Origin of the sequence: Aquirhabdus sp., assembly GCF_046462495.1 — a bacterium.
GTDB lineage: Bacteria > Pseudomonadota > Gammaproteobacteria > Pseudomonadales > Moraxellaceae > Aquirhabdus.
On record NZ_JBKGVE010000012.1, the window covers coordinates 450,607 to 465,859 of the forward strand.

Annotated in this window: 13 protein-coding genes; 6 read left to right on the plus strand and 7 right to left on the minus strand. The window is 46.9% G+C overall.

The window, feature by feature from the left end; translation table 11 throughout:
* Positions 1-182: 182 nt before the first annotated feature.
* The 5 genes from ACLHG7_RS16370 to ACLHG7_RS16390 all read right to left on the minus strand — a co-directional run bounded on the left by ACLHG7_RS16370 (position 183) and on the right by ACLHG7_RS16390 (position 4,901).
* On the minus strand, positions 183-446 hold the full coding sequence (locus ACLHG7_RS16370; RefSeq protein ID WP_410212024.1) for a hypothetical protein: 264 nt from the start codon (positions 444-446) through the stop codon (positions 183-185).
* Between the two features lie 351 nt (positions 447-797).
* Positions 798-1,784, minus strand: a complete 987-nt coding sequence (locus tag ACLHG7_RS16375; RefSeq protein WP_410212060.1) for a bile acid:sodium symporter family protein — start codon at positions 1,782-1,784, stop codon at positions 798-800.
* Between the two features lie 92 nt (positions 1,785-1,876).
* Positions 1,877-2,764: an outer envelope protein gene (locus ACLHG7_RS16380; protein ID WP_410212025.1), complete on the minus strand. Its 888-nt coding sequence runs from the start codon at positions 2,762-2,764 to the stop codon at positions 1,877-1,879.
* A 146-nt stretch (positions 2,765-2,910) separates the two neighbouring features.
* On the minus strand, positions 2,911-4,092 hold the full coding sequence (locus tag ACLHG7_RS16385; protein WP_410212026.1) for an amidase: 1,182 nt from the start codon (positions 4,090-4,092) through the stop codon (positions 2,911-2,913).
* Positions 4,089-4,901, minus strand: a complete 813-nt coding sequence (locus tag ACLHG7_RS16390; RefSeq protein WP_410212027.1) for a cysteine hydrolase — start codon at positions 4,899-4,901, stop codon at positions 4,089-4,091. Before ACLHG7_RS16390 ends, ACLHG7_RS16385 begins: the two co-directional genes overlap by 4 nt.
* Positions 4,902-5,094: 193 nt before the next feature.
* On the opposite strand from ACLHG7_RS16390, the gene ggt reads away from it, so the two are divergent.
* From ggt to ACLHG7_RS16420, 6 genes are all read left to right on the plus strand, one after another.
* Positions 5,095-6,687, plus strand: a complete 1,593-nt coding sequence (gene ggt, locus ACLHG7_RS16395) for a gamma-glutamyltransferase (protein ID WP_410212028.1) — start codon at positions 5,095-5,097, stop codon at positions 6,685-6,687.
* A gap of 284 nt (positions 6,688-6,971) precedes the next feature.
* A complete protein-coding gene (locus ACLHG7_RS16400) occupies positions 6,972-7,979 on the plus strand; it encodes a BMP family protein (protein ID WP_410212029.1) in 1,008 nt (335 codons plus the stop codon).
* A 2-nt stretch (positions 7,980-7,981) separates the two neighbouring features.
* Complete coding sequence (locus ACLHG7_RS16405) at positions 7,982-9,565, plus strand: ABC transporter ATP-binding protein (RefSeq protein ID WP_410212030.1); 1,584 nt, start codon at positions 7,982-7,984, stop codon at positions 9,563-9,565.
* Positions 9,562-10,644 (plus strand): ABC transporter permease, encoded by a 1,083-nt coding sequence (locus ACLHG7_RS16410; protein WP_410212031.1) that lies wholly within the window; start codon positions 9,562-9,564, stop codon positions 10,642-10,644. Before ACLHG7_RS16405 ends, ACLHG7_RS16410 begins: the two co-directional genes overlap by 4 nt.
* Positions 10,641-11,564, plus strand: coding sequence for an ABC transporter permease (locus tag ACLHG7_RS16415; RefSeq protein WP_410212032.1), 924 nt, complete (start codon positions 10,641-10,643; stop codon positions 11,562-11,564). Before ACLHG7_RS16410 ends, ACLHG7_RS16415 begins: the two co-directional genes overlap by 4 nt.
* An 80-nt stretch (positions 11,565-11,644) precedes the next feature.
* Positions 11,645-12,322, plus strand: a complete 678-nt coding sequence (locus ACLHG7_RS16420) for a TetR/AcrR family transcriptional regulator (protein ID WP_410212033.1) — start codon at positions 11,645-11,647, stop codon at positions 12,320-12,322.
* A 279-nt stretch (positions 12,323-12,601) separates the two neighbouring features.
* On the opposite strand, the gene ACLHG7_RS16425 is transcribed toward ACLHG7_RS16420, so the two are convergent.
* Both ACLHG7_RS16425 and ACLHG7_RS16430 read right to left on the minus strand, forming a co-directional pair.
* Complete coding sequence (locus ACLHG7_RS16425) at positions 12,602-13,498, minus strand: alpha/beta hydrolase (protein WP_410212034.1); 897 nt, start codon at positions 13,496-13,498, stop codon at positions 12,602-12,604.
* 347 nt (positions 13,499-13,845) lie between these two features.
* On the minus strand, positions 13,846-14,259 hold the full coding sequence (locus ACLHG7_RS16430) for a helix-turn-helix transcriptional regulator (RefSeq protein ID WP_410212035.1): 414 nt from the start codon (positions 14,257-14,259) through the stop codon (positions 13,846-13,848).
* Between the last annotated feature and the right edge of the window lie 994 nt (positions 14,260-15,253).

Sequence of the window (15,253 nt, forward strand, 5' to 3'; positions counted from 1 at the left end):
ACACACCTGAAAAATTCTTAATGATGCTAAGGGTTCCACGTGTTCCACTCCATGTTATCCACACCCTTACCCGCAAGCATTGGGGGTAACTCTGATCAACACTGCAGTCATCATGCCTGCAAATAAAAAGCCCATCTCTCACGATTTGGGCTTTTCTGATTCAAATACATCAAATTAAAGCATTATTGCTTCAGGTTATTAAACACGCTGGTAATAATTTCATAGATTTCGTGCTTAGGTAGATTCGGTTTTTCAGATGAGAACGCAAGTTCAGAGCAACCCAACGGATGAATGCCTAATACGTTCGAATGTGTTGGATGATCAACGATTTCTACAGTAAAGCCAATTGCTGGAATTGCAGATTTCAGTTTTTGTTCAAACGCAGCAGGTGAAACTTTATGATCGATACAGGATTTTAGATCAATGGAAATTTGTACGTCTGACATCATGTGCACTCTGTGAGGACTAAACTCAAGATATTGCCATATTCCAAGCACTTGAATCGTAACTTTTGTTTTCTACAATATGGAGATTTAGTGTAGGGCACAAGCTCAAAGTATAGCTCCAATAGATTAACTCGGCATAAACCAACACCGCCTTGGATTAATTCTCAAAAGAAGATTGCAGATAAAACATACAGTTACATAATTATCAGTAACATCAAGCGTTCCACGTGTTCCACTCAAACTTATCCACACCCTTACCCGCAGGCATTGGGGGTAACTTTTACAAGGTCCCATCAGTGCGGCCTAGGCGATATCAATCATTAAGCTTATCGTTCTAAGGCGACTTCCTTTTCATGATGTCCGATCAGATTTAATCCGACTGGCATAACGCTGTGCCAATACTGCACAGACCATCAATTGCAGTTGATGAAACAACATCAATGGCAGAACCAGTAGCCCTATCGGGTGACCTAAAAATAGAACTTTGGCCATCGGAATACCACTCGCTAAACTTTTCTTCGATCCACAAAAAACGATAGTAATTTCATCCGCTTTATCAAAACCGAGCCAGCGGCTGGCATAGGTCGTCAAGAGCATCATGATTGTCAATAAAATTGCGCAGATCACCAGCACACCGAGTAATGCGGGGATGGGTAATTGATGCCATAGCCCCTCAATCACTGCTTCACTAAAGGCAGTATAAACCACGAGCAGGATGGAACCTTGATCAACCATCTTGACCAACTTCGGATGCCGTTGAATCCAAGAAAATATCCAGCGGCGCAACATCTGCCCTACTAAAAAAGGAATCAAGAGCAAGATCACAATTTGTAAGACCGCATGACCCGCATCATAACCAGAGTTTCCGTCATGCTGCATGATCATCATGCCGACCAAAATAGGGGTAATAAAAATACCGATAAGGCTTGATGCGGATGCGCTGCATACCGCAGCAGGAATATTGCCATGGGCTACCGAGGTAAACGCAATAGAGGATTGCACTGTGGATGGCAACACACAGATGTATAAAACCCCAAGATAAAGCGCGGGTGTCACAAGTAAGCTTAGTACAGGTTTTAATAGGAGTCCCAAAAGAGGAAAGACCACAAAAGTTGCCGCTAAAACCATAAGATGAAGCCGCCAATGTGTGAATCCAGCTAACGCTGCTTCGCGAGATAGTTTCGCACCATGCAAAAAAAACAATAGACTGATTGCGATATTGGTCAGTAGATTAAAGTCTATCGCAACCTGCCCGCGACAAGGCAAAAGACTAGCGAGTGCGACTGAAGCAATCAGCATCAATGTAAAATTATCGGGCAAGAATATTGGACGACGCATCATTTAATAAACTCAGGTGATGTAAGCGAATTTGAATCTATTACTCCCCTTTCAAATGAAAAAGGAGTGATCAGACTTGAAGGGGTCAATATTTAAAAGTGGTATTCAACACGAACCATCGGTGTGCTGGCGGTAGCGCCTTTCCCAGCTTGAGACTCTGGATTACCAAATTTGTTATGCCAATATTCGTACTCAGCGCCAACGCGTAGCGTTTTTTTCGCGATACCAAGATCAGGGCTCAGGTCGTACATCAATTGCATATCTAAATGAGTTTCGGGTGCCGTTGATTGACCAAACTCATTTTTTCCCTTCGATGCGATAAAAAGTCCATAGCCTTCAAAAGACAGCGGTAAGGAAAATACAGGAAGTCCCCAAACCACTTCTAATTCTGGATGCGCTTTATATTCATAGCGTTTGGCGATGCCATCGGGATTATTACTTTCAAACAGCGCAAGCACGCTGATATTTAGATATCCGGGCACATCCATCATCATGGTTGGCCCAACCACGAAAAGACGCTTTTTGGAGCTATAACTGTCATTCTTGCTATTAAAATCAAATCCCCCTTCCATGCCAAAACTTCTTGCTGGCCCTATACTGAGATCTTTTTTAAAGACTTTGCCGAAGTCCACTGTATTGCGATAGACCACATAGGCCTCTTGCGCACCGTCCGTCGTTCCCTTACCGGGATCCTTACTATCTGACAGCAATAAGTCCACGTTAAAGAAATTAGTGCCATAGGCATATCCACTGCTATGAGTCAGTGAAATGATATTTTTGCTGATATCCTGACGACTGCCATCGGGCTTGTTGTCATAGGGCTCAGCAAACATGGTTCCATAACGCCAGCCCAGTGAGGTATCACTCCACTCTGCTGCCTGTGCGGTGCTACTGCATAGCACGGCTGTAGCCACCCCACCGATCAATGTCCCCAGCATTGGTCCCCGTTTCATCAATAACAGCATTGACTGTATTAACATCGTAAATTCCCCCGGAAAAAAATTAAATAAATCATTAATAACTACGTTTACACTCGACTCGATAACACGTCCAAATTAATGGACTGGACGATATTCCTCCCTATTCAAACTGTTCATCTGGATGAGGCATAGCCACCATGCTTAGGCTAAAGAGATACTGAGTTCATCCCCTGATGACTTCTGAATAGCTCTCTTGCTAAAGCAATTAATTGCCGATCACTGCCCCGTGCACCCAAAATAGAAAGTGCCAATGGTCGTTGCGCATCGCTTTGGATCGGGATCGTGATTTGAGGTAAGCCGCCGATGGCAGCCAATGCATTGACCGTCAATGCGTGGTGATAGAAATCGCTTAACAGATCGGCATTGGCGTCTTTAGGCAAAATCGCATAAGGCGTGGTGGGAAAAACCAAATAACTGGCATCAACGATTTGCTGAATATGCCGACAAAGTGATTCTTTCCGTATGCGTGAATCCGCGAGCTGTGCTGAATCGACGCCCTCGATACGAGCAAACCGCTCAGCTATTGCGGTTCCAAACTGTGGTTTACTCACTCGAATCCAATCGCCCAGAGTTGTCTGGATGTCATGATCTTGAAGATGTTGATAGCAGCGCAGCCATGCTTCAGATTGATCATCAAAGACGCTGATGGATTCTATGGCTCCAAACATATTTGCAATCTGCTGTAAACGCGAAGCATCATCAGGCTCGTGCCTCGCGCGAATCGCAAAGGCCTCCTCGAGTAATCGTAAAGGCTTAATTGAAGGTGCATGGATCGCTTTTGGTAGCAAGACATCAGCCACCCGCGCCAACACGTCGCCAGATGATGCAAACCAGCCGACCGTATCAAAGCAAGGTGCGAAAGGAAGCACTCCTGCTAAAGAAACTGCATTGTGAGTCGGCCTAAATCCCCATATCCCGCAAAATGCCGCGGGAACACGAACAGATCCCCCCGTGTCGGTTCCCAAAGCAAAGTCCACTTCACCACTGGCGACTGCCGATGCAGAACCACTGGATGAGCCACCGGGCAGCGCCCATGGCCATTGAGGATTAAGGGGTGTACCGTAATGAACATTCTCACCCTCCAAACTATAGGCCAACTCATCCGTAATGGTCTTGCCGTAAACAGATGCACCCGCGTCTAGCAATGCTTGTACACAAGGCGCGTGCTCTTTTGCAGCATCATGCGTGCTTAACCATGTTGGATTTCCCCCTCCTGTTGTCAAACCCTCGATGTCGATCAGGTCCTTGACCGCGAATCGCAGATCAGACAACGGCCCCAAGGCAGTGGCTTTAACCTCAATCAATGGCCCTGGCACAAAAGCATTCATATTGCCTCCTCATCTGAAGCAACTTGTGCCAATCCCGCGAGGAGATGCGTTGAATCAGAGACAAAGCCAAAGCATTTTTTAACATTCCAAATCGCTGCTTCACGACAAAAATCAGGGGAAGACGTAGCGCAGCAATCCTCAAGTAGGACACAGCCATAACCCAAAAAGTTGGCATCCGACAAGGTATGCAAAACGCATTGATCGGTATTCACCCCCGCAAACAAAATGGTCCTTATCGCCAGATTGCGTAAAATACTGTCCAGCTCGGTATCCCAAAAACCACTGATCCGATATTTATCGACGAGGATGTCTTGTGGGCTCACCTGTAGCTCATCAACAATTCCAGCAGCCCACGAGTCTTTCTCAAGAACGTGCGCACCATGCTTTGGCAAAGCCTCGCCTAAACCAATGCCATGCCCGGTCGGCTTATAAAGGTGATGCTGGTTAGCCGGCATATTGGCAAGATCAGGGCGGTTACCCCAATTCAGCCAAATGATCGGAACCTCTTGACGGCGAAGTTCAGGCAGGATGCTCTGCAATGGTGCGATGGGTGTGCGATCGATCGCATAATTACCACCGATATGATCGACCCAGCCGTCTGCACTGCAAAAGTCATTTTGCATATCCACGATGATCAAGGCCGTTTGCTTAAGATCAATTCTGAGCTGTTGTGGTGCACTGTGTAGTTGCATGACTTTAGGCGTATGAATGGGTGCAACCATATCCACGCTATGCGCACTGGCGCGCCAGCTCGTTTTGGTGCAACGCCCCAACTGTCCCACTTCGCTCTGTATTGCTTTATCAGTCATATCAATCCCCCGATTTTCAAAACTTTTAAGATTTACTCTGTCAAATCAATTAAATGACCAATGATCTTGCTTTTCTTTCAGCATACTGACCATCTCATAATCTGGCATTAATCTTGCTAACTTAAGTAATGAACTACTTACTTACTAATTCTAAGCAAGATAAGTGCCAACATGACATTTGGAGCTCTCAGGAATGAGCCTATATAGCAGTCAACTTGCGACATCAACGAAAGCGATGGTCACCAGTCCACATACATTGGCAAGCGCTGCAGGTCTTGAAGTACTCAAAGCAGGTGGCAATGCGATTGAAGCCGCAATCGCTGTTGCTACTGCACTCAGCGTGACCTACCCCCACTTTAATGGTTTAGGTGGTGATGCGTTTTGGGTCATCAGTGATCAATCCGGTGCAGTTCAAACCATATCAGGGATTGGACAAGCCGCAGCGCAATTGCCTGATTTCTCTGGGGCGATTCCCCAACGCGGTGCCAGATCAGCTTTAACCACAGCCGCAGCTGTCGATAGCTGGGATCAGGCGTATCAAATCAGCAAGACGCAGTGGCGCGGCAAGCAATCATGGCCGTCACTTTTTAATCGTGCTATTGAGTATGCGTCGGTGGGTTTTCCCGTAACGGAGTCTCAGCATTTCTGGCAGAGACTGCGTGGCAACGTATTACGTGATTTATCCGGTTTCTCAGAAACCTTTGCACCGGATAGCGGTCTATTGAACATTGGTGAACGCTTTACTCAGCCTCAATTAGCAAAAAGCCTTGAGCGCATTGCTCAATATGGTGCACGGGAATTTTATGAAGGCGATCTTGCTACAGATATTGCATCGGGACTAGAAAAAGCAGGCTCCCCGATCAAATTGGCAGATCTGGTCCATACACACGCTCGGGTCGAATCCCCATTACGTGTTGCTTATCGTGATGGAGAGCTCGTGAGTTTGCGCCCACCCACGCAAGGGGTCACTACACTACAGATCATGGGCATTTTGCAGCGCTTCGATATGAGTGCAATTGCCGAAGGCAGTGCCGACTACTACCACTTGCTTGTGGAAGCGGTGAAATGTGCTTTTCGTGATCGAGACCGTCTGGTCTGTGACCCTGACTTTAAATCAGTGCCGATTGATCACATGCTGTCTCCTGCCGTTCTTGATGCCCATGCAAGATCCATTCACTTACAGCACGCCCGCGCTTGGCCAGAAGTGTTTAAACATGGCGACACTGCTTTTATTGGAGTCTGCGATCAAGAAGGACGCTGTATCAGCTTACTGCAAACCATTTATTTTGACTGGGGGAGCGGCATCGTTGCTGGGGATACAGGGATTCTTTGGCACAATCGCGGTGCATCATTCAGCACAGATCCTCTGCATCATAATGCCCTGCAATCTGGCAAACGACCATTTCATACCTTAAATCCAGGCATGTATCTCAAAGAAGGTCGCCCGCATCTGCTGTTTGGGACACAAGGTGCGGATGGCCAGCCACAAACACTAGCCGCAATCCTGACCCGGCTCATTGATTATCAGATGGATCCTTATACCGCTCTCGCTCGTCCACGTTTTTTGCTGGGCAAGACCTTCTCTGACACCCGAGATGCACTCAAGCTAGAAGAAGATGCTGGCAGTAGCGTATTTGCTGAGTTGACTGCACGCGGCCATGAAGTCAGTGCGATCCCGGCACAAAGCCAACTCGCAGGCCATCCGGGTGTCATTCGGATTGACGCTGACCATACACTGACAGGTGCACACGACCCCCGCAGCAACGGCCTAGCGATCGGCTTATGAGACCGACTTCTTCACTGATGATGCGCACATGCACAGCCGCGGTGCATTCACCTCTCAATCTGGTGCATTTAGCGCTGCAGATTCACGAACAATACGTTTATGCATGCCAAAATCACTCCACTGCTACACGTCATGCAGTGGTATCGGCCTTAAGAATAAATCTGAAAACTGAACTTAATCAGCAATTAAAAGCCACGGAGCCGCGCTCTCAGTCGACTTGGCATCCAATTTGCTTTTTAAGTAATGAAACACTTACTTACTTAAATGATTATCGGGGAATCAACATGTCACATTTAGAAAAAACAGTTTCGAACGTCGTACATCCTACCGCTCGTGTCCCATGGCGTTTGGCCGCTGCATCACTCCTGGTATTGTCCTCCATGTCAGCAATGGCCGCCCCACAGATGCAAGTCGGCGTCCTACTGCCCGGCTCTAAAGCAGATGGCGGCTGGATGGAGTCGGGTTACAGCGGTGTAACCGCGGCACAAAAAGCCTTTGGTCCGCAGCTTAAAACACAATTGATTGAAAACATCAACTATGCCGATATGGAGCAGGCACTCACCAATCTAGCGATCAAAAATCAATTGGTCATCGGCATTGGTGGTCAAACACAAGCGGCTATTCTGAAAGTCGCCAAACGTTTCCCACAAGTGAAATTTTCTATCGTCGGCGGTAATCAGATCCCCAATATGCCCAGTAATGTCGCGGGATATGATGTAAAACAAGCGCAAATTGCATTTGTTGCAGGCGCCGCAGCAGCAATGCTGACCAAAACAGGCAAAATCAGTTATGTCGGCGGTATGGAGATTCCTTCGATCGTCAATGCCGGCAAAGAATTTGCCAATGGTGCGCACTATATCAATCCGAAGATTGAGGAAATGAGTACCTTTACAGGTGATTTTGATAACGTCTCCAAAGCACACGAAGCAACCCTTGCCGCAATCTCACAAGGCGCTGACATTCATTACCATATTCTAAATCTAGGGTTAAAAGGTTTAGAGCAAGCGGCAAAAGAAAAAAACACTCACATTATTGGTAGCTACACAGACCGCTGCGGCACCAACCCACTCTATCTGGCCTACACCATCACTGGTGTCGGCTATCAAGTGCAATATGCGATTGATCAATTGTCTAAAGGCACATGGCAACCGGGCTATAAGGCGTTTGGCTTAGCCATGGGTCCAAAAGCTTCAGGAATGAAAATCTGTAAATCAACACCTGATATGGATAAAAAGATCACTCAGATCGAACAGGATATCTTGAGCGGTAAGATCAAAGTCTCAGAGGGGTAATGATGATGCTGTCCTCGGATACAACATCCTCGTCCCTGCAAGCAGAACCGGTGCTTGCCTTGCGATCGATCAATAAGTTCTTCGGTTCATTCCAAGCGCTCAATGACCTCTCTTTAGAGATTCATGCAGGTGAGATCCATTGCTTGCTGGGTGAGAACGGTGCAGGAAAGTCGACCTTATGCAATGTCATCTTCGGTGTGATCTCTGCCGATGGCGGAGACATGACACTGAATGGGGCACCTTACATCCCGAGTAACCCAAAGGATGCACTCAATCGTGGTGTGGCGATGGTGCACCAGCACTTTTCCTTGGTCGAAAATACCACGGTACTGGATAACTTGCTGCTGGGACAGGTGCGTGGCTGGCTGGATCGTAAAAAACACGCCCAGCGAATCGCAGACCTGTTAGTCGATCTGGGTTTTGAGTTGGATCTTTTTGCACAAGTGGCCGAACTCTCCGTAGGACAGCGGCAACGCGTCGAAATCGTCAAATGTCTGATCCGTAATCCACAGCTGTTGATTCTGGATGAACCAACCGCCGTACTTCTGCCCGCTGAGATTGAAGCACTGCTTGAAATCTGCAAGCGGGTAGCCGAGCGAGGTTGTGCCGTGATTTTGGTGACGCACAAACTCGCAGAAATTCGAGCCATTGCAGCGCGTGCAACGGTATTACGCGGTGGTCGAATCGTGGCGCGCTCTGACAATCCCGCGCAAGATTTAAAGCAATTAGTCAGTGCCATGATCCAATCCAATGACAGTTCAGCATTACCAACCCCACAGGCGTTAGCATCCCATGCAATGCCATTGCCTATCGCCACACCCAATAGCCGACCACTCAGCGATGAAATATTGCAGGTGAATGGTCTGAGCTACCAGGATGCGCAAGGCATTACACGACTGGATAATTGCACTTTTATTGTCAACACAGGTGAAATCGTCGCGATTGCTGGCGTAGAAGGCAATGGTCAAAGTGAGCTGGCCGCCATACTCGCGGGCATGCTGCCCACCAGCTCAGGACGCTTTTATGTCAATGGTCGTGACATGACCACGGCGCAACCCAAAGAGATCACAAAAGCGGGTATCGGTATCGTGCCCGAGGATCGACACGCGACGGGCTGTATTACAGCCATGAGCGTCACTGAAAATATCCTCCTCAATCACCTAGATCAGTACAGTCGCTATGGTTTCTTGCAGCGCAACAAGATGCGGCAAGACGCGCTGAAGCTCATGAAACAATTCGATGTTCGCGCATCCAGTCCCGATCTCGCCTTTGGTCGACTCTCGGGCGGCAATCAGCAAAAAGCTGTATTAGCCAGAGAGTTGACGCTGGATTCGTTGGTCTTTTTGCTGGCGGCCAACCCAACCCGAGGGCTTGATGTCGGTGCGGTTGGTGCAGTCTATAGCCACCTCAAAACGGCACGAGATCAGGGTGTGGGTGTATTGCTCATTTCATCAGAACTAGAAGAAATTCTGTCTCATGCCGACAGGATCATTGTCTTTTATCGCGGTCGAATCATGGGCTCCTGTGCGACACAGCAGGCGGATCGTCAGCAAATCGGGGCTTGGATGGCAGGACAAACACTATGAATATAGCTTATTACTCGCTATGGCTACAGAGCAGCCAACTCCGCACTGCAATCATCTTGACCAGTGCGATTCTATTTTCAGTGCTCTGCGCACTGGCACTGATCGCAACCGCAGGAGTTCCGATTACAACTGCGTTGACTGCTTTTGCCGAGGGTGCATGGGGCTCTCCCTATGTAATCGGCGCCTCGATCAATCGCAGTTTGGTCTTTGCACTGGTGGGGATGGGATTTATCTTGGCAGACCGTGCCAACCTCACCAATGTCGGTGCTGAGGGTCAAATTGCGGTCGGCGGTATCGTCGCCACCGCAGTCAGTCTATACAGTGGCTGTGCACATTTACCTGATGGACTGTCATATGGTATTCCCATGCTTGCAGCAACGCTCGCAGGCGCGCTGTGGGGATCAATCGCTGGCGTGCTCAAGGCAAAAGTCGGCACGAACGAAGTCATCAGCACCCTCTTACTGTCGTTCATTGCTGTCTGGCTACTCTATGGATGCGTGCAGTCTGAAGCCTTACTCAAACAACCCATGACAGATGGTGCAGCACTCCCCGAATCCCTACCGATTCCCGACAGTACCCAGATTCCCAATATCTTCATCAGCAGTGGATTCGGTCTGCATTTAGGTCTCATCATCACCATTATTCTGGCGCTAATCCTCGTTGTGACCATGAAGTACAGCCGCTTCGGTCTTAGGCTCTCCGCGGTCGGTTTAAACCCGCAAGCGGCAAAACGCGCGGGAATGCAGGTTGCATCCACCATCATCATTGCACTGGCAATCTCCGGTGCCTTTGGTGGATTAGCTGGTGCTCTGATGCTGCAAGGCGATCAGCAATCCCTGAAAGCGGGATTCTCTTCGGGTTATGGCTTTGACGGTATGGTTGTTGGCTTATTGGCACGCGGTTCAATCAGCGGTGTATTCATTGCAGCGCTGCTATTCGGCTTCTTGCGATCTGGTGGTATCAATATGGAAATGGTTGCACAAGTGCCTTCAGCTATTGTACTCGTGGTGCAAGGCGTCATCATTTTGACGCTCGCAGGCACCTCGATCTGGCTCAGCGGTTCGGGAGCAAAGAAATGATGACTTATGAACTTGCAGCCATCTTTTTAGGCTCAGCTTTACGCTTGGCGGCACCATTACTGTTAGCGGCTACTGGAGAACTGGTTAGCCAGAAATCAGGCGTCCTCAACACCAGCGTGGAAGGCATGATGCTCACGGGCGCATTTCTCAGTGCCTACGGATCATGGCTCACGGGCAGTCCAACACTGGGCTTACTGATTGCGATGATTGGCATCATTCCTCTATCGCTCTTACAGGCATTTTTAAGCATCACGCTGCGCTCCAATCAACTTGTCACGGGGATTGGTATAAATATCCTCGCATTGGGCGGCACTACCCTTGCCTATCGTGAGATCTTTGGCGCACGCTCCAACATGATCGTTCCCGGTCTAGATAAATGGACCCCGTTTGGTCTGGGTCATGGCACGCTGATTGGCGATACCATTTTCAATCAGGTTTGGCTGGTGTATTTAGGTCTGGTCATTCTGATCCTGACAGGAATCATCTTGCGCTATACCACGCTCGGCATTGCAATCAATGCAGTGGGTACTGCGCCACGAGCTGTCGATCAGTCTGGACTGTCTGTCGCGAAGATACGTTATGGCGCTGTACTCTTTTCCGGCATCATGTCTGCTGCTGCGGGCAGCCTGATCTCGATTGGCGATATCCATACTTTTACGGAGGGAATGACCAACGGCATCGGCTTTTTGGTGATCGCAGCGATTATCTTTGGTAACTGGAAAATTGGTCGGACCACCCTCGCTTGTTTGCTGTTCGGCGCGGCGAGTTCGTTGCAATTTCAGTTACCATTGCTCAATATTCATGTCCCTACAGCGCTGTTGATCGTACTGCCTTATTTACTGGCGCTCTTGGCTGTCGCGGGGTTAATTGGACGTCAGACCGCACCAGCGGCACTCACGCAACCTTATCAACGCAGCTAAAAGCACGCGCATAGGAAATAGCCTTTAAATATGCCAAAATTAATTTTAGATTTTCATTCAATGATCATAGGTAGCCTGCAATGAACAAACAATATACCTCCGCTGATGTAGCCGAGGTGGATGGTGGCAAACTACCCAATAGAAATGCGCAGGTAACCCGTGATCGCATCCTGCAAACCGCTGTGCGTGAGTTTGCTGAAAAAGGATATAGCGGTGTTCGGGTTGAGGCGATTGCGCGTATTGCGGATATCAATATTCGTATGATCTATCATTATTTTGTGAGTAAAGAACAGCTTTATATCGAGGTCTTGGAGTATGTTCTTAGTGAGCTGCGCGATGATGAGTTTAAGCTCAATCTAGACGTGCACAATATTGATCCCGTGTTAGGCATCCTAAAACTCTATGACTTTACCGAAGCTCATTTTGCACGCAATAAAGACCTGCAAAGTCTCCTGCAATCTGAGAATCTGAACAAGGCGATCTATCTCAAACAGTCCAAGCGAATTCAAGAGATGTCCTTTCCGATCCTCGATATTCTGGGTCAACTCATCAAACGTGGGGAAGAGAGCCATACGATCCGACCCAACATCAACCCGCTGCATCTGTATACAACGCTGGTGAGCTTAAGCGTTTTCCATAAATCCAATGCTTATACCCTATCGTATATGTTCGATACCGACTTATTGGCGCCCGAGTGGCAACAAGCACATAAGACGCAAGCGCATGAGATGATCAAGGCTTACTTGCAAGCCAAGTGAAGGTTTTAACGCTGAAATAAATCTCATCACGCAGATAAAAGAAAACCCGCTTAGTGCGGGTTTTCTTTTGTCGATGTGAACATCCTTTTTCTTGAAGTTGACGTTATTTACAGTTAAACAAGTCAGACATCAATAACTGCATACAAAATATGCACTTATGCCGTTATCAATTATTTCAATAGTTCCACGTGTTCCACTCAGTTTTATCCACACCCTTACCCGCAGGCTATGTGGGTAACTTCCACAGTTTTTTTGGTGGGACTCCCGACATGTTCTTATTTAAAAGCGCCTCACCCATTTCCCAAAACGTTTGATTGCCTGATTGGACTCAGGAATGAATGGCGCAAACAAAGGCCACGCGTGCCAAAGACCATGACCCACCTCAAACGTGACATTCACCCCGGCATTACGTGCTTTCTCAACAAAGCTGCGACTGTCGTCTTCGAATATTTCGGTGTCGGATACCTGTACATAGGTCGGTGGTAAACCTGTCGGATCACCCAGCAAAGGCGACATGAGAGGATCAGTGCGCGCATGCGCTCCCGCATAGTGTCTGGCAAATCCGTGCTCTGCATAATAGGAACTGACCAAAATATCTCGCCCGTCATTCCGCTTGTAACTCTCTCCCGCCATACGAATATCTAGCCAAGGCGATTGCAAATACAACTGATCAGGTAAGCGTAGACCACGCTCACGGGCGAGATAACACAGCGCAAGGCTTAATCCACCCCCTGCGGATTCTCCACCTAGAATAATGGTCTTATCGCTCTGCTTCTTGATAAAGGCTTCCCAGACTTCTGCGACATCATGCAACCCTGCGGGAAAAGGATGCTCTGGTGCCAAGCGATAATCTGGCACCCAGACTTCGCATTGCAGTTCTATTGCGAGCCGCGCTGTAAATGCCCGATGGGTCTCTGGACTACCCGAGAGATAACCGCCACCGTGGATATACATCATTGCCTTTGAGTTTTTGGTCGCTGACCAATCGCGAATAATTTCTACGGGAACCTGACCAATATGGGTTTGAATGATCTTGATCCCTTTGGGCACGGGCATATGCTTCATCCCTTGGGCAAGGCTTTTTCGGGACGTTAAAGGATGGTGATCACGGGTTTTGCTTTTTTTAAATTTGAGATCAAGGAAATGGCGAGCTAATCGTGCTTGTACACTGAGCATCAGAAGTTCTCTACGGGTGAATCGTTTTACTATAATCGACTCACCCTGAGCGATAACATGGCGGAATTGACCATGAGGCTCTCACACTTTGACCACTCAATCACAATCAGGAGGATTGACCGTTAAAATTTAAAAAGAATAACTGCATACAAAATAATCACTTAATTACAAATCAACGATCTCAATAGTTCCACGCGTTCCACTCATTTTTATCCACAGTCTTACCCGCAGGGTTTGGGGGTAACTTTTCTAAATATGCCCAGTAAAAAAACAGCCAAAAGAAAACCCGCTCTAGGCGGATTTTCTTTTAAAGATAATGGAAGTACCCATTAAATGGGAAATAGATTTTATATTCCTTCCAGCGGCAACGAAAGCTGCAAACGCTCCCCTAAATCTATCAGCTCTCGCTTTAACTTTGGCTTGAGCTGTTTACCTCCTACGTTTAGTAACCATCCAGCCTGACTGATAGCATTACTAACATGCATAAACTGCCGATATTTAAGCTGAAATTGACGCCAAAGCAACGCATTAAAACTGTTACCAGCGCAAGCGTTGAATCTATCCTCTCGCACTATTTTTTTTGACTTCAACCAATTTTCAATTTCAATAGCATCATAAAACACCCGCGCCTGTCGGGTATTTCCCATTTTGATCCGGCTTGGAAATGATGGGTCACGAGCAGCAATTTTGCGTATGCCATGGCGACTGGTACCTAGCTTTGCACATAAAGTAGATAGACTAAGTAAAACAGAAGTGGTCATTTGACCTCCTATATAGATTTAGGAGAACAACCAATAGAAAAAACGACTTAGTAGAGTGTTCAAAACAGTCCATAGCAGGTCGATTGAGACCTTATGAGACCGCATGAGACGGGAAAGGGCAGTTTTTTATCGAAAATTACAAACAGTTACATTTCTATATTCTTTAAAGAATAATAGGTCTCAAAAAGTAAAGCTAGCTTAATTAAACCTTTGGTTTACTAAATGAAACTTCTACCTAGGGTAAAAGATATTCAGTAGATATCATGATGTTAAAATCAATTAACTTAGGTTAATGTTAGCTTACCATTAGGCTTACCTATTGCTAAAAATGTTCGACTATAAGAATATCGCAATTGCGATATTCGTTAACGAATATCGCAAAAACCGCCAAATCGATCTTTAGGTCATTCATTTGTCCTTTGGTTGTCCCTAGTACGGGGTGGTTTAAAACATTTGCCCGCTATCAGACTGCAATCTGATAGTGGGTTTTTACTATCTATAGTGTGCGCAAATTCATGCGTCCACAAGATAAGATGAAAGATAGCATATCGTTCTACACGATTCACTATTATGTTTTGCTCTTTAATATGACTTTTAGATAGATAACTCTATATTTATAAACAAAATGTTTACATGTATACAACCATATCTAACGGTGGTTAATTCGCTCAAAAACGATAAATAACAGTAACTTCTATGATATTTTTTGCTGACTGCTTACGATGTTTTTATTGATTTTTGTTCAAGTAAATAGACAAAATTAAAAATGTAATAGTTTGTAAAAGAAAAATATCCAAAACAACTGTAAAACATGCCGCTTAAAGCCCCATCCGCTCGATTCTAGCTAGAATGTACGTACACCTACTAGGGGAGTGGCTTATCTGCACTTATCTGCACTTATCTGCACTTATCTGCACTTATCTGCACTTATCTGCACTTATCTGCACTTATCTGCACTTATCTGCACTTATCTGCACTTATCTGCACTTATCTG

Excerpts from the sequence above, each read along its gene's own strand:
- ACLHG7_RS16370 (WP_410212024.1), bottom strand. The coding sequence starts at position 446 with ATGTCAGACGTACAAATTTCCATTGATCTAAAATCCTGTATCGATCAT.
- ACLHG7_RS16375 (WP_410212060.1), bottom strand. The coding sequence starts at position 1,784 with ATGCGTCGTCCAATATTCTTGCCCGATAATTTTACATTGATGCTGATT.
- ACLHG7_RS16380 (WP_410212025.1), bottom strand. The coding sequence starts at position 2,764 with ATGTTAATACAGTCAATGCTGTTATTGATGAAACGGGGACCAATGCTG.
- ACLHG7_RS16385 (WP_410212026.1), bottom strand. The coding sequence starts at position 4,092 with ATGAATGCTTTTGTGCCAGGGCCATTGATTGAGGTTAAAGCCACTGCC.
- ACLHG7_RS16390 (WP_410212027.1), bottom strand. The coding sequence starts at position 4,901 with ATGACTGATAAAGCAATACAGAGCGAAGTGGGACAGTTGGGGCGTTGC.
- ggt (WP_410212028.1), top strand. The coding sequence starts at position 5,095 with ATGAGCCTATATAGCAGTCAACTTGCGACATCAACGAAAGCGATGGTC.
- ACLHG7_RS16400 (WP_410212029.1), top strand. The coding sequence starts at position 6,972 with ATGTCACATTTAGAAAAAACAGTTTCGAACGTCGTACATCCTACCGCT.
- ACLHG7_RS16405 (WP_410212030.1), top strand. The coding sequence starts at position 7,982 with ATGATGCTGTCCTCGGATACAACATCCTCGTCCCTGCAAGCAGAACCG.
- ACLHG7_RS16410 (WP_410212031.1), top strand. The coding sequence starts at position 9,562 with ATGAATATAGCTTATTACTCGCTATGGCTACAGAGCAGCCAACTCCGC.
- ACLHG7_RS16415 (WP_410212032.1), top strand. The coding sequence starts at position 10,641 with ATGATGACTTATGAACTTGCAGCCATCTTTTTAGGCTCAGCTTTACGC.
- ACLHG7_RS16420 (WP_410212033.1), top strand. The coding sequence starts at position 11,645 with ATGAACAAACAATATACCTCCGCTGATGTAGCCGAGGTGGATGGTGGC.
- ACLHG7_RS16425 (WP_410212034.1), bottom strand. The coding sequence starts at position 13,498 with ATGCTCAGTGTACAAGCACGATTAGCTCGCCATTTCCTTGATCTCAAA.
- ACLHG7_RS16430 (WP_410212035.1), bottom strand. The coding sequence starts at position 14,259 with ATGACCACTTCTGTTTTACTTAGTCTATCTACTTTATGTGCAAAGCTA.